Genomic DNA, 21,927 nt, shown 5'->3' with positions numbered 1-21,927 from the left:
ATCTGCTGTTGTTGCAGTACACAGTTGTGTTGCGGCGCACAATAAGGTGCACCATACCTGTCTGTCGGTATGCCGACGTAAGCAGAGCAAAGCAAATAAAATGCCAGTTTTCTATTTGCTTGATAATGAAGACGAAATGGAATGGTTATTGATCTAAGTGGGTACTTCTAATTAGGTATGCGCGCACCGTGACAAATGCAACGAGGGCAATGCGCCCTATTTTAGTGCGTCAAAATAGAGAGGGCGGGCATCTTCAGTCTGTTTGCGTATTTTTAGGTGTGGGATTGCCGGTTAAGCAGGGAGCAATGGGGGCGTAATAACGTCATCAGCCCAGCGCATGGCATGGGCTGATGTAGAAAACGTTAGTGTGTGATGTGGCGCTGATAATACTTTTCGAGCTTAACCTGTAATTGGCTCAGCACCGTGCTGAACATCAGATAAATCAGCGCAGCCTCGACATACAGAATCAGAGGTTCATAGGTAACGGAAACGATACGCTGAGCGGATAAAAACATCTCTGGCACGGTGATGACGGCGGCTAGCGACGTATCCTTGATTAAGGAAATAAACGTATTGGAGAGCGGCGGTAGCGAAACGAAAACGGATTGGGGGAAGATGACCCAACGAATCGCCTGCCTGCCATTCATGCCGAGAGAATAGGCGGCACTCCATTGGCCTTTCGGGACTGATAAGATTGCCCCACGGACGATCTCCGAGCTATAGGCCCCCACACTGACGGTGAAACCAATAAGTGCCGCCGGGAAGGCATCAAGAGTAATACCTGCGCTGGGCAGCCCATAAAAAATCAGGAAAAGCTGCACCAGCAACGGTGTGCCACGAATGACCCAAACGTAGAAATCACCCAGCCATTTCAGCGGCTTTGGGCCATAGAGGCGAACCAGCGCGATGAGAATGCCGAGAGCTAGGCCAAAGATGAAAGACAGGATAGCCAGAGGGACGGTAAATTTCAGTCCCGCAGACAGCAGACTCCAGAAAGAGTCTGCCATGAGTTGTAGCCAAGGCGGCATGAAAACGAGCTCCGATAACGATAGGCGCTAATCACAGCGCGCGCTGATAACAATGACATTGATAACAACTGCATTGATAACAACGCGCTCTGGTAACAGTGCGATTATTGAGAAACATCCTCCCCGAAGTATCGCACAGATATCGTTTTATAGGTGCCGTCAGCTTTGATTTCATCCAGAGCTTTATTCAATGCTTCCACCAGTGGAGCCTGATCTTTACGCACCAGAATAGCGGAAGGTTCGCCGTCCTTTGAGGTCGCGGCAATCTTCACGTTGGCATCTGGCTTATGCTTTTTAAAATCCAGGAAGGACAGATTATCGTTTAGCGTGGCGTCGGCACGGCCGCTAAGAACCAGATCCAGAGACTGATTAAAACCATCCGTTGGTACAATTTCCGCACCGTAGCTGGTGGCTTGTTTAGAGTAATTACTGGTCAGGCTTTGGGCCGATTTTTTGCCTTTCAGATCGCTGAAATCCTTGATGGCGGTGTTATCACCACGGACAACCAGCACGGCTTTGGAGTCGATATAAGGCTTGGAGAAATCATACTTGACCTGACGTTCTTTGGTTACGCCAACCTGATTGATGACCGCATCGTAGCGCTTGGCATCAATACCGGCGATTAAACCGTCCCAACGTCCTTCAATGAACTGGGCTTTCACACCGAGTTTTTCTGCTACCGCGCGACCAACGTCCACATCGAAGCCAACCAGTTGCCCTGATTTATCATGATAGGTGTAAGGCGCGTAGGTGCCTTCTGTACCGAACTTGATAACCCCTGCGGACTTGATGGCGCTAAGGTCATCTGCATGAGCGAATACGCTGGTAGCAAGCAAGGCGCTGGTCAGTAAAGCAAAACGTATTTTTTTCATTATGAATTCCTGTGAGTGGTGTGCAGCGATGTGCTTATAACTTTTGTTAATAATGAATCTACGCGACAACACATCTGTTTATAAATCACGTTGTGTGATGATTTATATCAGAAGTGAATATAGTCCTGAACGTCGTTTGTCGTGAATTGTAGTGAATATAGTGCGCTTGCCAGGTTTTAACCATCTTGTGCGAAAGAACGATAGAAAAAGTCTGCTGCTGCCGTAAATGTTACCCAACTGTCACAATGGGCTTCTATTCTCAAAGGACATCATTGCTTTTGCCACTACCCAGCAGGAGACAACAATGAAGATCCGTATCGCCAGTTATAACGTTGAGAACCTGTTCCATCGCACCGCGATTCTCAATCTCCCCGATTCCCAGCAAATCGATGCCTTATTGGAACAGGTCAGGCAGCTCCAGCTGCTTCTCGAACAGCCCCAATACGATGATGCCTTGAAGGATCAGGTGTTCCGTCTTTCTATCGCACTCCGGCCTTATATTGATATCCGTACCGACGCAGGCACGTTGGGGAGATGGAAAAAGGAGGAGGCTGGTACGGGTTTCAGGATCAATAAAAGCTGCCGTGGTCGTGGAGATTGGATCGGTGAAATTGTGTTTAAATCGCAGGAATTCAGCAGCCAACAGCGCAAGAACACGGGCAAGATTATTAACCTGCTTAACGCCGACATCCTGTGCGCCGTTGAAGTTGAAAACATGGATGTATTACGGGATTTCAACAGTCAGGTACTCGGGAAAAAGAAATTTAGTCAGTTCGTTATGATCGACAGCCCGAATGACCCACGCGGCATTGATGTTGCCTGCCTGACGCGTTATCGAATCGCCCAGCTACGCACCCATATTTTTGACGCCGGAAAGCAGTTTGACCCCGTATTTAGCCGTGATTGCCTTGAAGTCACGCTGGATGCTGGCCTCAAACAGCCGATTTATATTCTGTGTAACCATTTCAAAAGCCAAAGCGGTCAAACAGAACAAGAGCGACAGCGTGGCGCGCAGAAGCGCCGAGACCAATCCGAACGTGTCGCAGAGATTGTCCAACAGACTTACGATCTCAAGAAAGATTACGTGGTGATTCTCGGCGATTTGAACGAGGATTCGTCAAATCCTTGGCAAAGTTTGGCTCCGCTGTTTTCTCTGTCGGATCTACATCCCGTTATTGATCCTGAACGACCCGAAAAAGAGCGTTACACCTACTATTTTGCTGGCGGCAAGAAAGGTGCTCGGTTAAATCAACTGGACTACATATTCTTGTCTGCACCGTTGCATCAGGCGGTAGTGGAATGGGGCGTCGAACGTCGAGGCATCTATAATATCGACAAGATTACCGCCAAAGAGGGCGCTGAACCCGTTACACCGCTACCCGAAGTGACATCATGGGACACAGCGGCGTCCGACCATGCGGCACTCTGGGTGGAAGTGGATATTACCTGATCGCCTCTTTACGGCTATGATGGCGTGAGAGAAGAAAGCAATCATATCCGTATAAATAGAGGAAACTGATGAGCGATAGACAAGGATTGGAAAAGTACCCAGACGCGCTGCGCTGGTCATTTGGCGACAGCACCGAGCTGGCGGATGAGCTGCTGCAACTGGTGCGGGAAGGGCATAAAACGGCGAGCTGTGGCTCGTATCACGCGTTCAAAAGTGAACCTTCGCCACAGGTCGGCGATTACAACATCATTCTGGACGGAGCCGGACAGCCCTCATGCGTAATTCGGACGCGCTCGTTAACGCTGGTGCGCTATTGCGATGTGACGACTGAGATGGCGGCGAAAGAGGGCGAAGGAGACAAAAGTCTGGCTTTCTGGCAGCAAGCACATCAGGAGTTTTTCGAACGAGAAGGCACCTTCGCCCCAGATATGCTGCTGGTGTTTGAAGAGTTTGAGCTGGTTGAGGTGCTTTGAAATAGTTGATGCTCAAGCTGGCTGTGTTTTGTGGTCGGGCGGCTAAGTTTGATGGTTGGGTGGAGTGATAAACGGACACATTCTTCATACAACTCTCTGACTAAACGTTGCTTCACTATATGAAGTCCAACGTGCTGCCTCGGAATCTATCTCCGACTGATATTTTCCATCCTCAATATCCGAAAAATGTTGTACCCAGCTTAAATACTCGCGACAGGTATTTTCAAAATCGTTAGAGTTATATATAACGGATTTTTTTTCATTATAGATTTTACAATAATAATTATTCTGGGTATCTAAATTATTCTCTTTTTTAAGGATCTCAAGTGATTTAAGTATGTAGTCATTACTGATCTTAGGATATGAATCAAGATTTTTCTGCGTGATGTTATTATTTCTATTAATATCAAAATCATGGTCTAAATTTAAAATGTGACAATCCTGAAATTTTGAAAAATAATATCCAAATTCCTTTTTATTTATAATGGTGTAAAAATCCTTGACTTGGGAGAAAATTATCAATACATCGATAGGCGCTTCTTTGAGGTTTTTTATGGATTGCTCTCTCAGAGGATTATCAAAAATACATGAAATAATTAATGGCAGGGGAAAGCGAATCTCATTAATATCACGATATGAATCTTTATCCTTCCTAAGGATATAGTTAAATTTGTCAGTTAGTGCGAATTTTATCTCGTCGTATAATTTTTTTAATTTCTCAGATCCTGAAAATTCATTTTTAGTAGTAACATTGAGGAAAAGTGCATGTTCAAAGAAATTAAATTTATTAAGGAGGCGTTGGTAGCCAGCATATTGATTTTCAACATTATTCTCAAAAACATAACTAGCATTTACTGCTATTAAATATAAAATATCATTGCGGATGAGAGATCGTACAAGCGAAGTATATTTCCTTTTACCCTCAATACCTGCATCATCTTTATAAAAGTCCTTATCAACAAATTTAAGTAAGTGATATAGAACCCGCATATAAGGGCTAATCACGCTGTGCCCACTAAGTTTATTAAATGCTTCGAAGTGACCAATCGTTCCATTGAGTTGCATCAATAGTGCGGAACCATCTGCACCGTCAAGATATGCTTTTACCGTATCCAGTTGAGTGTTATGTTGTTCCAACAATAGGCTAAAATGACGTGTAAATTCATCCCGTCGCGCATTGCTTTCAGTATGCGTGAGAGCCGATTGAGCGACTTTTGTACTGTTTCTGGCAGCATTTGCAGCTCTAGCTGTATAAATTAAAACAGCAGCGGTTAGCATGGCGCCAGCAAGATTGAACAGTCCTACAATCGGTCCAACGGAGTTTTTATATCCATCCCACAACTCAGCGATCATTGTTGAAAACTCCATGATTTATTCCTTATCTAGTATAATAATAAGATTTTCGATACTAAATAATTACCGATAATCCAAACAATTCGGAGCAGTGCCTGCTATAAGGTTTTCTTGAATTGTTGTAATGTTCTCCTCTGACCGCTAGCTTAAGCTCTAGTCCGTACAGATTACATTACCCGCAACCACACTCAGCCTTAAGATTCATCTTTAGGCTGCTTGCGCTGGCGGCGTTTGATCTCACCTTGCATGGCAGAAACGATAAATTGCCCTGTGCTTTCATCCGGCTCTTTTACTTTTTCCATTGCTTCAGCAATATCATGTGGAACTCTCGCCTCAAGCTTTCTTGATTTTGCATTTACTGCTTTCGTTGCCATGACTATTCCTAATGCTGATTGGTGCCAGACAGTATACACAATAAAGCACAAAAAATAGCGTTGACGTGGCTGACACCTTGAGTGGTTCAAGGTTAAAAATAGCGAAGCCCGCGGGTGCTACCAACACCTACGAGCCTCTAACCACAATGTTATTGGAGCTAACACTATGGCTGATATCCAGTCTACTCAAACTCGCCCCGAATTTCAGTATCGCTTGCTTGCTTTGGGAACATGTTCCCAACGTGTCGTGCATATTATCGCTGCTACTGAACATCAGGCGCGGGAACATTCCCCTGATGGTCATGTCATGGTCTTCGCTGGTCGTCTGCCTGTTCAGGAGGTGCGTCATGTTTGATAACACGCCGTTAGAACCCGAAGAAGCACTCGATCAGTGTCGTGCGTTGGCTTACGCCATTGTTGAATTGAACCATCCAGAATCGAAAGAGATCTTAACGTTCGTGTTAGCGGAACGGCTAGATAACCTGCATCGACTCTTTCATGCGCCGGAGACTGATGAACCAGAGAGAATTAGTCATTAACAACGGAGTACTGATATTGCAGACGCAATGGCTCAGGTTGTTCACATCATGGCTGCTTCTGCCCTGAAAAATGGCAAAGAAAAAGGCGCTTAACCCAAGAGGTAAAGCGCCTTTTTTCAAATGCTTAACTGATTAGTATCAGTTCATGCCGTATTTTTTCAATTTCTTACGCAGAGTACCACGGTTGATGCCCATCATCAGGGCTGCGCGGGTTTGGTTACCGCGGGTGTATTGCATCACCATGTCCAACAGTGGCTGTTCAACTTCAGCCAGTACCAGCTCATACAGGTCACTTACATCCTGACCGTTCAATTGAGCAAAATAGTTCTTCAGTGCCTGTTTAACCGAGTCGCGCAGGGGTTTTTGGGTTACCTGAGCCTGAGAGTTTACAGTGGAAACGGTCAGTACGTCAGAATTCACGCGTTGTTCGAACATAGTTCTGTCAGCTCTTTTTCTGTTTACGCAAGATTTTCAAAATATGCCTTCAACGCCTCCAGCTGCTCGCTGGCATCCTCAATGGCGTTGAATGTGCGCCTAAACTGGTCGTTTGGGGCGTGCTCCTGGAGATACCAGGATACGTGTTTACGAGCGATACGAAATCCCTTGCCTGGACCATAAAAGTCGTGCAATTCCCGTATGTGCTCGATCAACAAGCGCTTGACCTCTACCAACGGCAGTGGTGCTAGCAACTCCCCTGTGTCCAGATAATGCTGGATTTCCCGAAAGATCCAGGGTCTTCCCTGAGCGGCTCGTCCTATCATCAGGGCGTCAGCCCCAGTGTAGTCAAGAACCGCTCTGGCTTTATGCGGGTCTGTAATGTCGCCATTCGCAATAATAGGAATGGAAACGGCCTGCTTAACTGCCCGAATGCTGTCGTATTCGGCGAAACCATTGAACAGGCACGCACGAGTGCGTCCGTGAATAGTTAACGCCTGAATGCCACAGTCTTCAGCCAATTTGGCAATTTCTACACAGTTGCGGTGCTCTGGTGCCCAACCGGTACGGATCTTCAGTGTTACCGGTACGTCTACCGCTTTCACTACCGTAGAGAGGATCTGTTTGACCAAATCCGGATACTGCAACAACGCAGATCCTGCCATCTTGCGGTTCACCTTCTTCGCCGGGCAGCCCATATTGATGTCAATGATCTGCGCGCCGGAATCAGCATTAATTCTCGCTGCCGCCGCCATCTCATCGGGGTCACAACCGGCAATCTGCACGGCTCTGATACCCGGTTCATCACTATGTACCATTCGCAAACGCGACTTGTCTGAACGCCACACTTCCGGATTGGAAGACAGCATTTCAGACACGGTCATTCCAGCGCCCATCGCATGACAGAGTGCTCTAAATGGGCGATCGCTAATACCAGCCATTGGGGCTGCTATCAAACGATTGGTAAGCTGAAATTGTCCAATGTGCATAGACAAAAATTGACCATACTGTGCCTGCAAGGGCGCGTATATTACGCATTTTTTACGTCAGATGAAAGGCCAAACTTTGACCAATTTACGGCTATCGATCAATGAAAATGCAGTTCGTAGAGGCATATGAAAATATTATTCATATTTAACAGTGTGTTATATTTTTGTGTCGATTTTTTGCTCTGTAAAATATTCATCTTCTTACAGAATTTTATCTGTAAGCGTGGTCGTTTTTACTGGAGATACAACAGGCTAGCAATGTTTTATCAGTGAAATGCTTTGGTTCATGCGGCAAAAAAGGGCACCAATTTACCTGAGGCTGGCCGGCAAATGCTCTGACCAGCCTCGCGGAGTGGCTTAATGGATGATGATTCGACCATTAAGCGGCTGTGTGGGGCGATTATTGGCGTGGTGCATGACCGAGCTGAACTGGCCTATTTGTTCAGCAGAGGCGGTGACAGGATGATCCAGCACCAGCCAGCGGATGCCTTCTGAGCACGGTGGCGTAGTGAGTGACCCACTGAATCGATAGTAGTTTAATGACGTCGGTAACAAGGCCTGAATTGCAATCGGCGTGCGCACGTCCTCCGCCTGATCGACGCGAGCTGGAATCTGCTGCCATGCCGTGGCTAACTGTGGATTGGCTTCTCCCTCCTGAAACATCAGCGCAATAACGGTGAGCGCGCCATCCGTGTTTTTATAGACAAAGTGGCCTTCCAACGGAAATTGTTTACCATCAATTTCATTTTCACTCGGTGCGTGAAAGTGGAATTGCTGCAAGGCGAATGTCTCGTTATCCAGCTGCAGCGTATTCCCTGAACTGACGTTAACCTGAATGGTATGCCCGTTGTTGATAATCTGCTGTGTCCCAGACTGGAAAGCCAACTGTAAGGGCTCGTGCTGGGTGCTTAGTGCTTGCCGGATATTGACTGGAGACTGATTTTTCCCCGTTTCACACAGCGAGAAGTCTGGGGAGAGTTTTCCCCAGTGCGCTGGATCGCCGTGGCCTTCGTAGCCCCAGTGAACCGAATCTGCCGCCGATGCGGAAAAGCAGGCCGACAGCATAAGTGCGATAGAGAGTTTACCTTTCATTTTTCATCCCTTAAAAATAATGATACGGCATCGTTGAGCGCCGGGCGCAGGTGCGTCCGGTCACTTGCCGGCCAGCATCATACGCCAGCTTATCGGGATAAATCATGAGGTATAACAAGAAGGAGCCCACCCACCGTTGCGTACACGGCGGGCGGAGCAGGAGGGATAACGTGATTAGGACGTGTGGCGTTGGCCGGTAATACGACACCATTCTTCGCGTTCAGCGACGGGATCGAGCGTGAACTTGTCTGCGTACGCTTCTGCGACGCCATCGGCCTGCGTGGACAGTACGCCGGACAGGCCGAGGTGACCCCCAGCTTTTGGCAGATCGCTAATCAGCGGTGCCAGTTCGCGCAGTGGGCCAGCGAGGATGTTGGCGACGACAACATCGGCAGACAGGTCGGCAGGCTGGTCTTTCGGCAGATAAAGCTCAAGACGCTCAGAAACGCCGTTGCGCTGTGCGTTGTCGCGGCTGGCCTGAATCGCCTGCGGATCGATATCAATCCCGATAGCGCGTGCTGCACCTAGTTTCAGGGCGGCAATCGCCAGAATACCGGAGCCGCAGCCGAAATCGATGATGGTTTTCCCTTCCAGATCCAGCCCATCGAGCCATTGCAGGCACAGTGACGTCGTTGGGTGGGTACCGGTGCCGAACGCCAGGCCGGGATCGAGCATCACGTTTACAGCGCTCGGATCAGGAATTTCACGCCAGCTTGGGCAAATCCACAGACGTTTACCGAACTGCATCGGGTGGAAGTTATCCATCCACTCGCGTTCCCAGTCTTTGTCTTCCAACTGTTCGATCTTGTGCTTAAAACCCACGCCCAGCAGCGGCTCTTGCTCCAGCATGGCGATAACCGCGTTCATGTCGGTTTCGGCATCGTACAGCGCAATCGCGTCGGTATCGCCCCACAGGCGAGTCTCGCCCGGCAGCGGTTCAAACACGGGAGTATCGTGCGTATCCTGAAACGTAACGGATACCGCACCGCTTTCTATCATGGTGTCACCCAGTTGTTCAGCAACCTTTCCTGAGGTGTTTATTTTCAGTTGAATCCACGGCATAGCAGTCTCTATTACATTTAAAGTGAAGATGAAGCGGCAACCGGCGCTGGTGGATTATGACCAAAGCGATTACCAATAATAAACGCCATCAGGCTGAGTAACAGCGATGGCACAATAGGATGGTATCCAGCCAACTGAAGATTGAAGCTGGCCAGTAAGGTATAGCAAATGGCACCGGTGAACATGGCGCTAAGCGCACCCGCAGCATTCGCGCGCTCCCAATACAGGCCTAGCACCAGCGGCCATAGGAACACCGCTTCCAGCCCGCCAAACGCCAGCAGGTTCAGCCAGATAATCATCTCCGGTGGCCGCAAGGAGGCCAGCAGCACAAGCAGCCCCAACAGCAGGGTTGTCACGCTGGACAGGATCTTGATGCGGCGTTCGTTATGGATCTGCTCAGGGCGGACGCTGAGATAGAGATCCTTGATGATCGTGGCAGACGCTTGAAGCAGATGCGCATTAATGTTGGACATGATAGCGGCCATTGGCGCGGCGAGAAAGATCCCCGCGGCCAGCGGTGGCAGCACGGTGACCATCAGTGCGGGTAAAACCTGATCGGGAATCGTCAGATTTGGCATAACTGCACGCCCCAATGCACCAGCCAGATGCATGCCGAGCATCAGAATGCCGATGACGATCGTACCGATAATAATTCCACGGTGTAACGCTTTGCTGTCGCGATAAGAGATACAGCGAACGGCGGTGTTCGGCAAGCCGATGACGCCGAAGCAGACTAGCACCCAGAATGAGGCCATAAAGGGCATCGACAGAATGCCGCCGCTGCCCTGTGGTGATACTAGCATCGGGTCGATTTGTTGCAGCTTATCCACCGCGCTGTGCAAACCACCAGCGGCATAAATCACGCCAACCAGCAGGATGACGGTACCAATCAACATCACGATGCCCTGCATCGCATCATTGAGCACGCTGGCACGGAAGCCGCCAAACGTGGTGTACAGCGCGATAGTGACGCCGAAAATCAGCAGACCGATGTCATAAGGAATGTTCGCGGCGGTTTCGAGCAGACGCGCGCCGCCGATGAACTGCACGGCCATAGCACCGATAAACGCGACCAGCAGGCTAATGCTAGCGAACCACACCAGCAGCGGGCTGTTGTAGCGGGCGTACAGCATGTCATTCAGCGTGATGGCGTTATAGCGTCGAGCCAGAATGGCGAATTTTTTTCCCAGAATGCCCAGCGACAGCAGCATAGTGGGAAGCTGAATCATCGAAAGCAGCACCCAGCCCAGCCCGTATTTATAAGCGGCACCCGGCCCGCCGATAAAAGAGCTGGCGCTAACGTAGGTGCCGATGAGCGTCATCGCCAGTACAAACCCGCCCATCGAGCGGCCACCGAGGAAATACTCGTTAAGAAAGTTACCCGCCTGACGGCGGCGGTACGCATAGACCGACAGCCCGAAGACCAGCAGCAAATAGCCAATCAGCGGCAATAAAATTTCAATTTGCATCGTCACTCTCCAGTGAGAGATCGCGGAAAATAACGTGCACCATGAGCCAGCACAGCAGCGTAAACACGAGCGGCAGCAGCAGACAGGCCATCTCAAACCAGTGTGGAAGGCCGGTTATCCCTTGTGTGTTGTCAGGCAAATAGGCGGCAAGCGCCCAGGCCACTAAATAAACCAGCGTCAGGCCGAAAGCCCAGCGGGCCTCTTTGTGCGCCTGAGGAAAGCGTGTATCCATGTTCTTCTCCACCGTAAAGGGAGCATAGGTATTGTTATGAGCGTCGTGATGACGAAAGCGGGAATTTTACGGCATGTGGGAAAATTGACTAGTAAGAATTACGTCATCAGCGTAAAAGCCAGCCGTGGGGTACGCATTATTTGACGCGAGAACATTTTACTCCGAGCGCCAACAGGGAGTGAACATGACGGTTTTTTCAGAGTGAAAAACGCGGAAAAGGAGCCGAACGGTTGAATGATTGTCACTTTTGCGTCATTAGTTGTCACCTCCGGATGAGCGTGCTCATAGCTCTCTGGATAACACTGGGGTTCCATTAAAAGGAGCCCGATCATGTTGAATAACCCTTCATCGAAATACAAAGCGTATCCACCGATTGGCCTAAAAGATCGGCAATGGCCTGATAAGACATTAACCCAACCCCCACGTTGGCTTTCCACGGATTTACGGGACGGTAATCAGGCTCTTGCTGAGCCGATGAATGAAATGCGTAAACTGAAATTTTGGGATCTGCTGATTGCCTGCGGATTCAGAGAGATTGAGGTCGCTTTTCCGTCTGCTTCACAAACTGATTTTAATTTTGTTCGCTTATTGATTGAAGAAAAGCGTATTCCGCAGAATGTGACAATTCAGGTTTTAACGCAGGCGCGAGAAGATTTGATTGCACGTACATTTGAATCGCTGAGTGGCGTACATCGCGCCACCGTTCACTTATACAACGCGACTGCACCGATTTTCAGGGAGGTGGTGTTCCGTCAGACACGCGATGAAATTATTCAGCTTGCGGTCAATGCGACGAAGCAGATCCGTCAGTTATGTGCTGAGGCGCAGGAGACTGACTGGTCCTTTCAATATTCACCGGAAACGTTCTGCTTTACCGAGCCAGATTTCGCGCTTCAGATTTGCGAGGCTGTCGCCGATGTCTGGGAGCCTGATGCGTGCCGTCCCATGATCATCAATCTTCCCGCGACCGTTGAGGTCAACACGCCTAATGTGTATGCCGATCAGATAGAATATTTTTGCCGACATTTTTCCCGTAGAGATAAGGTCTGTATCAGTGTGCATCCGCATAATGACCGCGGTACAGGTATTGCCTGCGCTGAACTTGCTTTACTGGCTGGTGCTGAAAGAGTTGAGGGCTGCCTGTTTGGCAATGGAGAGCGTACCGGTAATGTCGATTTAGTGACGCTGGCACTTAATCTTTATACGCAGGGAATCTCCCCTGAACTCGATTTCAGCCACATGAAGAAGGTGGTGGAGGTGGTTGAGGAGTGTAATCAACTCCCCGTCGCACCACGTCACCCTTATGCCGGAGAACTCGCTTTTACGGCTTTTTCCGGATCGCATCAAGATGCGATTAAAAAAGGGTTTGCAGCACGACAGCATTCGGCCTCGCCATTATGGGAAATTCCCTATCTTCCGCTCGATCCGGAGGACATCGGTTGCAGTTATGAGGCCGTTATCCGCGTAAACAGCCAGTCAGGGAAAAGTGGTGCTGCCTGGCTGCTTGAGCAAAATCATGGCCTCATCTTGCCTCGTCAACTTCAGAAGGCATTCAGTCTGCTGGTACAGAAAGCGTCTGAATCTGAGGGGAAAGAGATGTCGCAGATGGCTGTCTGGATGCTATTTCGTGAGGCTTACGGTTTAGTCGAATTACCGCTGATTCGGTTAACTAAATATACCTGCGATAATCAGCTTGGGCATAACACAACGCTTTCAGCTGAAATCATTTTCCGTGAGAAAAGACTGAATTTGAAGGGGGCAGGAAACGGTTTTCTCTCTGCGGGAATGACGGCTCTCTGCCGAGAGGTGAAAGCAGACCTTAATATTGTGAGCTATCAGGAACACACGTTAGGCCAGCGTAGTGACAGTCGTTCTGTGGCTTATGTGTGCTGTCAGAACCATGCGGGTGAGTGTGCATGGGGTGTTAGCATTGACAGCGATGTTACCCGAGCCTCTTTGCAAGCGATGTTGAATGCCGCAGGGCGTTTGATTATGGGTTGAAGTAATTGCCGGGCGTTACGCCCATGACTCTGCGAAACATGGCACTGAAGGCTCCCGGGTTGGCATAGCCTAAATCCAGCGCCACTCGGGTGACTTGTTCGCCCTGTGCCAGGCGCGTTAGCGCAATCAGCAAACGTGCACGACGAACCCACTCACTAAATTGCATACCGGTTTGCTGATAAAAATGTCGGCTGAGCGTTCTTACGCTGACATTGGCTTGCTCGGCAGCGTTGGCCACAGTTCAGGCCTCATAGGGGGCCTGACGGACGGCGTTGCATAATAATTTCAGGCGCTCAGAAATCGGCTCAGGAAGACAAAAAGGAAGCGTATTCATCAAACGTATTTCATCAAGGATAAGTTCATAAATACGTTCGGTCCGACTTCCTGGCTCATAATTAGCGGGAAGTTTCAGGACATCAATGATGAGTTCTCGTAATAAAGGTGTGATCCCCACGACCTGACAGATAACGGGGAGGTCTGCTCTGGCAAGCGGTTCGACAAAAAGTACTCTGGCCTTAACTTCACCCACAATATGCAAGGCATGTGGAATATCTGCGGGTATCCATACCCCACGCGAAGGTGGAACCACCCAGATTCCCTGTTGGGTTTCAACCCGAATAACCCCACTAAGCGTATGAATTAACTGAGCGCAACTGTGAGTGTGCCAGCTTTCATAATCCCCGTGATTATAGTTGTGGGCGTACGGAATTAATGGTCTGCACGAGAAATCAAAATCGGATTGTCTTGTCACTCTGCAACCACCATCTCATCCTAAAAAAGACGATATATCCTACCTCGTTTACTTGCGGGCTGCTTGTGTTAGTCAGCGTTTGCGAACTGCATGACGACTCGAAGGCATAAATAACAAAGGCCAGCATATGCTGGCCTTTTGACTCGATTGCGTAGCGTTTACTGCAAGCCGAGTTTCTTCTCCAGATAGTGGATGTTAGTGCCACCTCTCTGGAAGTTTTCGTCGCTCATGATCTTCATCTGAAGTTCGATGTTGGTTTTGATGCCATCGATGATCAGTTCAGCCAGCGCGTTCTTCATACGGGAAATCGCGATTTCGCGGGTTTCGCCGTAGGTAATTAGCTTGCCGATCATGGAATCGTAATACGGCGGTACGGTATAACCGGCGTAAATATGCGATTCCCAACGGACACCAAAGCCGCCCGGCGCGTGGAAACGCGTAATTTTACCCGGGCTTGGCAGGAACGTATTCGGATCTTCCGCGTTGATACGGCATTCCACCGCATGGCCGCGAACCTTGACGTCTTTCTGCTTGATGGACAGCGGTTGACCGGCAGCAATACGCAGCTGCTCTTTGATCAGATCCACACCGGTAATCATCTCGGTTACCGGATGCTCCACCTGAATACGGGTGTTCATTTCAATGAAATAGAACTCACTGTTTTCGTACAGGAATTCGAACGTACCCGCACCACGATAGTTGATATCGATACAGGCTTTGGCGCAGCGTTCACCGATATTGCGACGCAGTTCGTCTGTAATGCCCGGTGCTGGCGCTTCTTCCACCACTTTCTGGTGGCGACGCTGCATGGAGCAGTCACGTTCGGCCAGATAGACGGCGTGGCCCTGACCATCAGCCAGAATCTGAATTTCCACGTGACGTGGGTTTTCCAGATATTTTTCCATGTAGACCATGTCGTTGTTGAAAGCCGCTTTGGCTTCCGCACGGGTCATGTTGATGGATTGTTCCAGCTCTTTGTCGCTGCGCACGACGCGCATCCCACGACCACCGCCGCCGCCAGAGGCTTTGATGATGACCGGATAGCCGATGCGTTTTGCATGAACACGGTTAGCGTCCATATCATCGGTCAGAGGGCCATCAGAGCCTGGTACGGTTGGAACACCCGCTTTTTTCATTGCGGTGATGGCAGACACTTTGTCGCCCATCAGGCGAATCGTGTCGGCTTTCGGGCCGATGAAGATAAAGCCGGAGCGTTCAACCTGCTCGGCAAAATCGGCATTTTCGGACAGGAAGCCGTAGCCAGGGTGAATCGCGACGGCACCCGTGATTTCCGCAGCGGAAATAATCGCTGGGATATTCAGATAGCTTTTTGTTGACGGCGCCGGGCCGATACAAACAGTTTCGTCCGCCAGCAATACGTGTTTCAAATCGCGATCCGCACTGGAGTGAACGGCGACGGTTTTGATGCCCAGTTCTTTACAGGCACGCAAAATACGCAGCGCAATTTCTCCGCGGTTAGCGATAACGATTTTATCTAGCATGATAAGCCTCGTTATTCGATGACAACCAGTGGCTCGTCAAATTCGACCGGTTGACCGTTTTCGACCAGGATGGCTTTAACCACGCCTGCTTTGTCGGCTTCGATCTGGTTCATCATTTTCATGGCTTCGACGATGCACAGGGTATCGCCGACGTTGACGCGCTGACCCACTTCCACGAAAGACTTAGCATCCGGGCTTGGGGTGCGGTAGAAGGTTCCAACCATTGGAGAACGAACAATGTGTCCACTGATGGCAGCCGGTGCTGCAACTGCTTCCACTGGCGCTGGTGCAACGGCGGCAGCCAGAGCAGGCTGTGGCTGCATCATTGGCGTAGCGTAAGCCTGTTGCATCATCGGGTAGTTAACCGCTGCTGGGGCACGACTGATACGTACTGATTCTTCACCTTCAGAAATTTCCAGTTCGGCGATGCCGGACTCTTCAACCAGTTCGATCAGTTTTTTGATTTTACGAATATCCATGGATGTGGTTCCGTACTCTTTTGTTTAATTGGAAGTTGACAGGCGTTTTACTGCCGTCTGTAAAGCATACTGATAACCATCCGCCCCCAGGCCACATATCACGCCTACCGCAACATCAGAAAGATAGGAATGATGACGAAAAGGCTCACGTGCGTGCACGTTGGACAGATGAATTTCGATAAACGGAATCGCGACTGCCAGCAGGGCATCACGCAGCGCAACGCTGGTGTGGGTAAATGCCGCCGGGTTAATCAGAATGAAGTCTGTGTTTCCTCTGGCCTGATGGATGGTATCGATCAGAACATGTTCCGCATTGGATTGCAGATGGGAAAACTTCACGTTCAATGCCTGCGCCTGTGTTTCCAGTTCGCTGACAATGTCTGCTAACGTCGTGCTACCGTATTTGTCGGGCTCTCGGGTACCTAGCAGATTCAGGTTTGGACCATTCAAGAGCAAAATGCGAAAATTTTCTGCCATTATGCTGCTATCTCCCGCGATTGACCAAGATTGCAAAAACAGTGTCGCACAAAATAGCGCGAAGCTATTCGTTTGTCACCTTTCGTGACGCAAATTGTCCGGCCCGAGAAATTAAAGTCGAGCATTATAACCATATCGTGGCAATTCGCAGCTAAATACTGGTCTTATCAGCGGAGATATTCCTACGCCAGATCGTGAAAAGGCGTGAATCTCACTGCGGTGAATAACCCGTTTTTCCTGTGTTACTGCGGCGTTTAGCGCCACCATTGGCGAAATTTCTTATAACGTAGTAGCAGCAATATCAGCGCCGCTAGCGTATACAAAATAGGCTGCGGGGACAGCGTTTTAACTGACCAAAGATAGTGGATAGGCGCAAGGATGGCGACTAAATAGACGAAATTATGCAGTTTTTGCCATTGCGATCCCAACTTACGCATCATTATCTGTGGCGAAGTGATTGCCAGCGCCAGCAAAATCAGCCAACTGATGATACCCAGCGTTAAATACGGTCGGGATATCAGCTCTTTGCCCAGCAGCGCCAGATGATCCAAACCCAACTCCAGCAGCGCATAGCTCACCAGATGTAACGTCGCCCAGAAAAAACACCACAGCCCGAGGAGACGTCGGCAGCGAATCAGTAGCGGTTGTTTACCGTAGCGCGCCAGTGGAGTGACCAACAGCGTCGCCAGCAGCAATTTCAGCGCCATTCGGCCGGTAAAATGCTGGATATCTTTGGCTGGGTCAGCGCTGAACCACCCTTGGTCGACTGACAATATCAGCCACAACAGCGGCAGAAAACCAGCCAGATGGAGTAGCACTTTTAGCCGATTAATGTGTTGTAACGTCAGTCTCATGCTGATGTAGATTCCTATCCTGACAGGATGCTATTGCTAGAAGTTGTCGCGCAGGTTCAGACCGCGATACAGCGAGGCGACCTGTTCTGCATAGCCGTTGAACAGCAGCGTAGGTTGACGCTCAACGTTAAGCAGCCCACCAGACCCGATGACGCGCTCTGTCGCCTGCGACCAGCGTGGATGATCTACATGCGGGTTAACGTTGGCATAGAAGCCGTACTCATCTGGTGCTGCCAGATTCCACGTGCAGGGTGGCTGTTCACGGGTGATCCGGATATGTACGATGGATTTAATGTTCTTGAAGCCGTATTTCCATGGTGTAACTAACCGGATTGGCGCACCGTTCTGCGGCGGCAGTGTTTTGCCATAAACACCGACAGCCAGCAGTGCCAAGGGGTTCATGGCTTCATCCATCCGTAGTCCTTCTACATAGGGATACTCCAACCCGCCACCCATAAAGCGATCTTTTTGCCCCGGCATTTGCTCTGGATCGTGAAGCGTCTGAAACGCTATGTAGCGCGCGTTGCTGGTGGGTTCGGCGAATTTAATCAGTTTGGCTAATTCAAACCCGACCCACGGAATCACCATCGACCACGCCTCGACGCAGCGAAAACGGTAGATCCGCTCTTCCAGCGGAAAGCGTTTTAGCAAATCGTCGATATCCAGCGTGAGAGGTTTGGCGACATCACCATCTATCTTGATGGTCCAGCCGTCGGTTTTTAACCCGCCTGCATTGGCCGCCGGATCGGCTTTGTCCAAGCCGAATTCATAGAAGTTGTTATAGCCTGTGACCTTATCTTCCGGTGTGAGCGGCAGATCGAGCTTCCAGTCAGCGGGTTGGCTAAACGTGAGCGGTTTACCCGGCGGGGCTTTAGGTTTATCGCTGCCTTTAAACCAAGCAAGCAGGTCGGCCTGTGCGGAAAGCGGCAATGAGAGTGCCGCTACAGAAATACCCAACGCTTTTAATACGCGCCGACGCTGATAGAAGAGGGATTCCGGGGTAACGTCGGCTTCTGTGAGCTTGCGATGTTTGTGCATGTGAACTCCCGCCAGTCATTATTATTGTTGACGCAAGGTGGCGTTTTTAATGGTTACCGTTCACTTAGTTATAGATGAGTTGCGGTAAAAACCGCGATAGGAGAGATGAAATACTTTTTTGCAGGGTGTAACAGCCACCCGCAGGTACCCTATGTACTGATAGTGCGCCGAGCGATGATAATGGATAGATCGTAAAGACGCTGTGAATACATCCTTGTACGCTCGAGCCGCGACATCCCTGTCGCGGACGCTTTACTCTTCTATTCCATTATCATCGTTTTCGTTCCGTAAATTGGTGCATCAACGAAATACGTTAGCTGATTTTTACCAGCGTGCGGCCGGTAACTTTATTTTCCAGCAGCGCAGCGGCGACGGCGGGCACGTCTTTCAACCCGATTTCCTGTGTCACCTGCTGGTAGAACGATTCAGGCAGGATGGCCGCTAGACGCTCCCACGCTTGCTGACGACGAGCCAACGGTGGCATGACGGAATCTACGCCTTGCAGGCGAACATTACGTAAAATAAATGGCATCACGGTCGTTGGCAGCGCAATACCGCCCGCCAGACCGCACGCAGCAACTGTTGCGTTGTAGTCCATCTGTGCCAGCAGCGTCGCCAGCACGTTGTCGCCGACGGTATCGACCGCACCAGCCCAACGTTGCTTTTCTAACGGACGAGGACTGCTGCTAAATTCGCTGCGATCCAGCACCTGTTTGGCGCCCAGCTTTTTCAGATAATCGGTGTTGTCAGCACGACCGCTGACGGCGGTAACCTGATAGCCTAGCTCGGAAAGCAGGGCGACAGCCGTGCTACCTACGCCGCCGCTGGCCCCTGTCACAATAATGTCGCCGCTTTCTGGGGTTATGCCGCCGTCTTCCAGCGCCATCACACACAGCATCGCGGTAAAGCCTGCTGTGCCAAGAATCATGGCGTTACGTGCATCCAGCGAGGCGGGGAGCGGCACCAGCCAATCGCTCTTCACGCGTGCCTGTTGTGCCAGGCCACCCCAATGGTTTTCGCCTACGCCCCAACCGGTGAGGATGACGGGCTGACCGACGGCAAACCGATCGCTGTCACTGTGGTGCACAGTCCCGACAAAATCGATCCCTGGAACCATTGGAAAGTTACGAATAATTTTGCCTTTGCCTGTAATGGCAAGCGCATCTTTATAATTAATACTGGACCAACTGATATCAACAGTCACATCCCCGGCGGGAAGCTGCTCCGCGTCAATCTCGCGAATCTGAGCGTGGGTCAGTCCGTCTGACTGTTCAAGAACTAAAGCCTGCATGGGCTATCTCCTGTAGCAGGATTAAAGATTAGGCGGTCATTAACGACTATAGTTATTACAGATACTATTTGTTAATACAGTTACCTTCGCTAGTACTGGTACTATGCGTTGTAGCTGATTTATGCGAACTGATAAAAAACAACAAACTCGCAGAAATGACAATTATTTGGAATAGGACGCAGGGATGGGATTTACGACCAGATTCTCGATACTCATAGTATTGCTGACGGTTCTGGCAATTTTTCTTATGCTTTTCAGTAGCATATTTAGCCTCTGTTATTATAGCCAGTTGCGGACCGAGCAACAGCTGCGTGAGGTCACGGCCAGTATCGATCAGGCATTATTAGTGCAATCGCCCGAAAACATCCAATATTGGCTGCCGGGAATGATGAAAACGGCAGGCATTGTCGCGCTGGAGATTCAGGATAACGATTCGCCGCTCTACTCAATACAACTGCCCGAGGCCAGTTGGGAACGCACGCACCTCTACCATGAGGTCGAATTCCCGCTGATGCACCATATGAATATGGAGATCGCCTTAAAATATGTCGATCCGCTGATTGGTTTACCACGCTTCGTGGTGTCGACGTTGTCAGTGTTGCTGGCGGCGGGACTAATGCTCCTGATGCTGTACTTCTCCATCCGCTGGTTACGTCATCAGGCCGCCGGACAGGAAGAGTTGGAAAAGCGCGCACAGCGTATTCTCAAAGGCGAACGTGAATCGGTTATGCAGGGGTCGGTACGTGAATGGCCGGTCAATACCAGCGGAGCACTCGATCAGCTGTTGTCCGATTTAGTGGAAGCGCGAGAAGAGCGTGGGCGGGTTGATACCTTAATCCGTGCTTTCGCTGCGCAGGATGCTGAGACTGGGCTGAGTAACCGTCTGTTTTTTGATAACCAATTGACCACTCAGTTGGAAGATGGCGAAGAGGTGGGGACGCACGGCATCGTTATGATGATCCGTGTGCCAGATTTTGAAACGTTGCAGGAAACGCACGGTTGCAGCGGCGTGCTTCAGGAATACCGTTTTACGCTGGTTAACCTGCTGTCGACATTTGTCATGCGCTATCCCTCTGCGCTGCTGGCGCGTTATTTCAGCAGCGATTTCACCGTATTACTCCCTCACAGTACGCTAAAAGAAGCCAATGCGATTGCCACGCAGTTGGTGAAAGCTATTGATATTCTTCCTGCCTGCCCGCTGATCGACCGGGAGGAGGTTCTCCACATTGGCATCTGTGCCTATCGTGGCGGGCAAAGCGCTGAGCAGGTGATGGAAAGTGTGGAAGACGCGACGCGCAATGCGGTATTGCAGGGCGGTAACAGCTGGTGCGTGTTTGACAGGCAGGTGCCAGATAAGAGCCGCGGCAGTGTGAAATGGCGGACCTTGCTGGAACAAACATTGGCGCGTGGCGGCCCGCGACTGTACCAAAAGCCTGCGGTCACAAAAGAGGGCGTTGTACATCATCGTGAAATGATGAGCCGGATTTATGACGGAGAACAGGAACTGCTCGCGGCGGAGTATATGCCGCTGGTTCAACAGTTGGGGCTGGCAACCAGCTATGATCGGCAGCTAGTTGCACGAATTGTTGATTTGTCAGCGAGCTGGCCCGGAGAAACACTGGCTTTACCGGTAAGTGTGGACTCACTTTTGCAAAAACCTTTTTTGCGTTGGCTGAAAGAAATATTGCTGCAATGTCCGAAAACGCAGCGACAGTGCATTTTATTTGAACTTGCAGAGGCAGATGTTTGTCAATATATCGGCCGTCTGCGCCCGGTTCTCAATTTGATCCTGGGATTAGGCTGTCGTCTGGCTGTTACACAGGCAGGCTTGACGCTGGTCAGCACGACATATATCAAGTCACTTCCCGTGGAGATCATCAAGCTTCATCCCGGTTTGGTGCGCAGCCTTGAACGCCGTCCAGAAAATCAGCTTTTTGTACAAAGCCTGACCGAGGCGTGTAAAGGAACGCAAACGCGGGTGTTTGCCGCGGGAGTGCGTACCAAAGAGGAGTGGCGGATGCTATTGGGCAAGGGCGTTTATGGTGGGCAAGGCGATTTTTTTGCCACATCAGTCCTTGTAACGGATGAGCTGAAAAAATATTCACCGCGGCATCGTGTTTAGTATAAACGTCCTGTTCAAATTGACGTAGAATGAGGCGGTTGTTA

Annotated in this window: 22 protein-coding genes and 1 pseudogene; 6 read left to right on the top strand and 17 right to left on the bottom strand. The window is 50.0% G+C overall.

The annotated features are described in order from the left end of the window. Nucleotides 1-362: 362 nt before the first annotated feature. Entirely contained in the window at nucleotides 363-1,028 is a 666-nt protein-coding gene (locus DUT67_RS20715) for an amino acid ABC transporter permease (protein WP_005975327.1), read from the bottom strand. 104 nt (nucleotides 1,029-1,132) lie between these two features. Beyond that, nucleotides 1,133-1,900, bottom strand: a complete 768-nt coding sequence (locus DUT67_RS20710) for an amino acid ABC transporter substrate-binding protein (protein WP_005975330.1) — start codon at nucleotides 1,898-1,900, stop codon at nucleotides 1,133-1,135. Nucleotides 1,901-2,204: 304 nt separating this feature from the next. Between DUT67_RS20710 and DUT67_RS20705 the strand changes: the two genes are divergently transcribed. Both DUT67_RS20705 and DUT67_RS20700 read left to right on the top strand, forming a co-directional pair. Continuing rightward, nucleotides 2,205-3,350 (top strand): endonuclease/exonuclease/phosphatase family protein, encoded by a 1,146-nt coding sequence (locus DUT67_RS20705; RefSeq protein WP_113632236.1) that lies wholly within the window; start codon nucleotides 2,205-2,207, stop codon nucleotides 3,348-3,350. A 68-nt stretch (nucleotides 3,351-3,418) separates the two neighbouring features. Next, a complete protein-coding gene (locus DUT67_RS20700; protein ID WP_113632235.1) occupies nucleotides 3,419-3,823 on the top strand; it encodes an ASCH domain-containing protein in 405 nt (134 codons plus the stop codon). 84 nt (nucleotides 3,824-3,907) lie between these two features. On the opposite strand, the gene DUT67_RS20695 is transcribed toward DUT67_RS20700, so the two are convergent. Continuing rightward, nucleotides 3,908-5,191, bottom strand: a complete 1,284-nt coding sequence (locus tag DUT67_RS20695) for a putative phage abortive infection protein (RefSeq protein WP_113626518.1) — start codon at nucleotides 5,189-5,191, stop codon at nucleotides 3,908-3,910. A gap of 179 nt (nucleotides 5,192-5,370) precedes the next feature. Beyond that, nucleotides 5,371-5,550, bottom strand: coding sequence for a YlcI/YnfO family protein (locus DUT67_RS20690; RefSeq protein WP_039556291.1), 180 nt, complete (start codon nucleotides 5,548-5,550; stop codon nucleotides 5,371-5,373). A gap of 166 nt (nucleotides 5,551-5,716) precedes the next feature. On the opposite strand from DUT67_RS20690, the gene DUT67_RS20685 reads away from it, so the two are divergent. Further along, on the top strand, nucleotides 5,717-5,905 hold the full coding sequence (locus tag DUT67_RS20685; RefSeq protein ID WP_113626516.1) for a host cell division inhibitor Icd-like protein: 189 nt from the start codon (nucleotides 5,717-5,719) through the stop codon (nucleotides 5,903-5,905). Next, the gene (locus DUT67_RS20680; RefSeq protein ID WP_113626515.1) at nucleotides 5,898-6,089 is read left to right on the top strand and encodes a hypothetical protein; all 192 of its coding nucleotides are present in this window, start codon (nucleotides 5,898-5,900) and stop codon (nucleotides 6,087-6,089) included. Before DUT67_RS20685 ends, DUT67_RS20680 begins: the two co-directional genes overlap by 8 nt. 138 nt (nucleotides 6,090-6,227) lie before the next feature. Here the strand turns inward: DUT67_RS20680 and fis are convergent, their stop codons facing one another. The 6 genes from fis to DUT67_RS20650 form a co-directional block, all read right to left on the bottom strand. Beyond that, nucleotides 6,228-6,524, bottom strand: a complete 297-nt coding sequence (gene fis, locus DUT67_RS20675) for a DNA-binding transcriptional regulator Fis (protein WP_005975342.1) — start codon at nucleotides 6,522-6,524, stop codon at nucleotides 6,228-6,230. A 23-nt stretch (nucleotides 6,525-6,547) separates the two neighbouring features. Further along, nucleotides 6,548-7,513, bottom strand: a complete 966-nt coding sequence (dusB, locus tag DUT67_RS20670) for a tRNA dihydrouridine synthase DusB (protein WP_012822055.1) — start codon at nucleotides 7,511-7,513, stop codon at nucleotides 6,548-6,550. A 357-nt stretch (nucleotides 7,514-7,870) separates the two neighbouring features. Continuing rightward, complete coding sequence (locus tag DUT67_RS20665; RefSeq protein ID WP_113626514.1) at nucleotides 7,871-8,605, bottom strand: carbonic anhydrase; 735 nt, start codon at nucleotides 8,603-8,605, stop codon at nucleotides 7,871-7,873. 174 nt (nucleotides 8,606-8,779) lie between these two features. Continuing rightward, nucleotides 8,780-9,667, bottom strand: a complete 888-nt coding sequence (gene prmA, locus DUT67_RS20660; protein ID WP_011091893.1) for a 50S ribosomal protein L11 methyltransferase — start codon at nucleotides 9,665-9,667, stop codon at nucleotides 8,780-8,782. A gap of 17 nt (nucleotides 9,668-9,684) precedes the next feature. Continuing rightward, nucleotides 9,685-11,136 carry a sodium/pantothenate symporter gene (gene panF / locus DUT67_RS20655; protein ID WP_113626513.1) on the bottom strand — a complete coding sequence of 484 codons (1,452 nt, stop codon included), beginning with the start codon at nucleotides 11,134-11,136 and terminating at the stop codon, nucleotides 9,685-9,687. Next, nucleotides 11,126-11,368 carry a YhdT family protein gene (locus DUT67_RS20650; protein ID WP_113632234.1) on the bottom strand — a complete coding sequence of 81 codons (243 nt, stop codon included), beginning with the start codon at nucleotides 11,366-11,368 and terminating at the stop codon, nucleotides 11,126-11,128. Before DUT67_RS20650 ends, panF begins: the two co-directional genes overlap by 11 nt. A gap of 330 nt (nucleotides 11,369-11,698) precedes the next feature. Here DUT67_RS20650 and leuA point away from each other — a divergent pair, with 330 nt between their 5' ends. Further along, nucleotides 11,699-13,369, top strand: coding sequence for a 2-isopropylmalate synthase (gene leuA, locus DUT67_RS20645; protein ID WP_113632233.1), 1,671 nt, complete (start codon nucleotides 11,699-11,701; stop codon nucleotides 13,367-13,369). On the opposite strand, the pseudogene DUT67_RS20640 reads toward leuA, so the two are convergent. The 7 genes and pseudogenes from DUT67_RS20640 to DUT67_RS20610 all read right to left on the bottom strand — a co-directional run bounded on the left by DUT67_RS20640 (nucleotide 13,359) and on the right by DUT67_RS20610 (nucleotide 19,761). After that, nucleotides 13,359-14,120: pseudogene (locus DUT67_RS20640) on the bottom strand (helix-turn-helix domain-containing protein). The gene leuA and the pseudogene DUT67_RS20640 overlap by 11 nt on opposite strands. A gap of 158 nt (nucleotides 14,121-14,278) precedes the next feature. Beyond that, nucleotides 14,279-15,622, bottom strand: a complete 1,344-nt coding sequence (gene accC, locus DUT67_RS20635) for an acetyl-CoA carboxylase biotin carboxylase subunit (protein ID WP_048258338.1) — start codon at nucleotides 15,620-15,622, stop codon at nucleotides 14,279-14,281. Between the two features lie 11 nt (nucleotides 15,623-15,633). Next, complete coding sequence (accB, locus tag DUT67_RS20630) at nucleotides 15,634-16,101, bottom strand: acetyl-CoA carboxylase biotin carboxyl carrier protein (protein ID WP_011091896.1); 468 nt, start codon at nucleotides 16,099-16,101, stop codon at nucleotides 15,634-15,636. A gap of 24 nt (nucleotides 16,102-16,125) precedes the next feature. Beyond that, complete coding sequence (gene aroQ / locus DUT67_RS20625) at nucleotides 16,126-16,578, bottom strand: type II 3-dehydroquinate dehydratase (RefSeq protein WP_048258339.1); 453 nt, start codon at nucleotides 16,576-16,578, stop codon at nucleotides 16,126-16,128. A gap of 254 nt (nucleotides 16,579-16,832) precedes the next feature. Then, a complete protein-coding gene (msrQ, locus tag DUT67_RS20620; protein ID WP_113626510.1) occupies nucleotides 16,833-17,432 on the bottom strand; it encodes a protein-methionine-sulfoxide reductase heme-binding subunit MsrQ in 600 nt (199 codons plus the stop codon). A 36-nt stretch (nucleotides 17,433-17,468) separates the two neighbouring features. Then, entirely contained in the window at nucleotides 17,469-18,470 is a 1,002-nt protein-coding gene (gene msrP / locus DUT67_RS20615; protein WP_113632232.1) for a protein-methionine-sulfoxide reductase catalytic subunit MsrP, read from the bottom strand. Nucleotides 18,471-18,783: 313 nt separating this feature from the next. Further along, entirely contained in the window at nucleotides 18,784-19,761 is a 978-nt protein-coding gene (locus tag DUT67_RS20610) for an MDR family oxidoreductase (RefSeq protein ID WP_113632231.1), read from the bottom strand. 184 nt (nucleotides 19,762-19,945) lie between these two features. Here DUT67_RS20610 and csrD point away from each other — a divergent pair, with 184 nt between their 5' ends. After that, complete coding sequence (gene csrD / locus DUT67_RS20605; protein WP_113632230.1) at nucleotides 19,946-21,883, top strand: RNase E specificity factor CsrD; 1,938 nt, start codon at nucleotides 19,946-19,948, stop codon at nucleotides 21,881-21,883. The last annotated feature ends 44 nt before the right edge of the window (nucleotides 21,884-21,927 follow it).

Source organism: Pectobacterium peruviense (assembly GCF_003312355.2).
Classification (GTDB): Bacteria; Pseudomonadota; Gammaproteobacteria; order Enterobacterales; family Enterobacteriaceae; genus Pectobacterium; species Pectobacterium peruviense.
Note: the sequence above shows the minus strand (reverse complement) of the source record. Positions and strands in the feature narration are given on the sequence as shown.

What these genes read in the sequence shown, in the direction of transcription:
- DUT67_RS20610 (WP_113632231.1), bottom strand. Translation starts at nt 19,761, where the DNA reads ATGCAGGCTTTAGTTCTTGAACAGTCAGACGGACTGACCCACGCTCAG.
- panF (WP_113626513.1), bottom strand. Translation starts at nt 11,136, where the DNA reads ATGCAAATTGAAATTTTATTGCCGCTGATTGGCTATTTGCTGCTGGTC.
- DUT67_RS20695 (WP_113626518.1), bottom strand. Translation starts at nt 5,191, where the DNA reads ATGGAGTTTTCAACAATGATCGCTGAGTTGTGGGATGGATATAAAAAC.
- accC (WP_048258338.1), bottom strand. Translation starts at nt 15,622, where the DNA reads ATGCTAGATAAAATCGTTATCGCTAACCGCGGAGAAATTGCGCTGCGT.
- DUT67_RS20705 (WP_113632236.1), top strand. Translation starts at nt 2,205, where the DNA reads ATGAAGATCCGTATCGCCAGTTATAACGTTGAGAACCTGTTCCATCGC.
- accB (WP_011091896.1), bottom strand. Translation starts at nt 16,101, where the DNA reads ATGGATATTCGTAAAATCAAAAAACTGATCGAACTGGTTGAAGAGTCC.
- DUT67_RS20685 (WP_113626516.1), top strand. Translation starts at nt 5,717, where the DNA reads ATGGCTGATATCCAGTCTACTCAAACTCGCCCCGAATTTCAGTATCGC.
- dusB (WP_012822055.1), bottom strand. Translation starts at nt 7,513, where the DNA reads ATGCACATTGGACAATTTCAGCTTACCAATCGTTTGATAGCAGCCCCA.
- DUT67_RS20665 (WP_113626514.1), bottom strand. Translation starts at nt 8,605, where the DNA reads ATGAAAGGTAAACTCTCTATCGCACTTATGCTGTCGGCCTGCTTTTCC.
- aroQ (WP_048258339.1), bottom strand. Translation starts at nt 16,578, where the DNA reads ATGGCAGAAAATTTTCGCATTTTGCTCTTGAATGGTCCAAACCTGAAT.
- fis (WP_005975342.1), bottom strand. Translation starts at nt 6,524, where the DNA reads ATGTTCGAACAACGCGTGAATTCTGACGTACTGACCGTTTCCACTGTA.
- msrQ (WP_113626510.1), bottom strand. Translation starts at nt 17,432, where the DNA reads ATGAGACTGACGTTACAACACATTAATCGGCTAAAAGTGCTACTCCAT.
- csrD (WP_113632230.1), top strand. Translation starts at nt 19,946, where the DNA reads ATGGGATTTACGACCAGATTCTCGATACTCATAGTATTGCTGACGGTT.
- DUT67_RS20715 (WP_005975327.1), bottom strand. Translation starts at nt 1,028, where the DNA reads ATGCCGCCTTGGCTACAACTCATGGCAGACTCTTTCTGGAGTCTGCTG.
- DUT67_RS20690 (WP_039556291.1), bottom strand. Translation starts at nt 5,550, where the DNA reads ATGGCAACGAAAGCAGTAAATGCAAAATCAAGAAAGCTTGAGGCGAGA.
- prmA (WP_011091893.1), bottom strand. Translation starts at nt 9,667, where the DNA reads ATGCCGTGGATTCAACTGAAAATAAACACCTCAGGAAAGGTTGCTGAA.
- DUT67_RS20680 (WP_113626515.1), top strand. Translation starts at nt 5,898, where the DNA reads ATGTTTGATAACACGCCGTTAGAACCCGAAGAAGCACTCGATCAGTGT.
- DUT67_RS20710 (WP_005975330.1), bottom strand. Translation starts at nt 1,900, where the DNA reads ATGAAAAAAATACGTTTTGCTTTACTGACCAGCGCCTTGCTTGCTACC.
- msrP (WP_113632232.1), bottom strand. Translation starts at nt 18,470, where the DNA reads ATGCACAAACATCGCAAGCTCACAGAAGCCGACGTTACCCCGGAATCC.
- DUT67_RS20700 (WP_113632235.1), top strand. Translation starts at nt 3,419, where the DNA reads ATGAGCGATAGACAAGGATTGGAAAAGTACCCAGACGCGCTGCGCTGG.
- DUT67_RS20650 (WP_113632234.1), bottom strand. Translation starts at nt 11,368, where the DNA reads ATGGATACACGCTTTCCTCAGGCGCACAAAGAGGCCCGCTGGGCTTTC.
- leuA (WP_113632233.1), top strand. Translation starts at nt 11,699, where the DNA reads ATGTTGAATAACCCTTCATCGAAATACAAAGCGTATCCACCGATTGGC.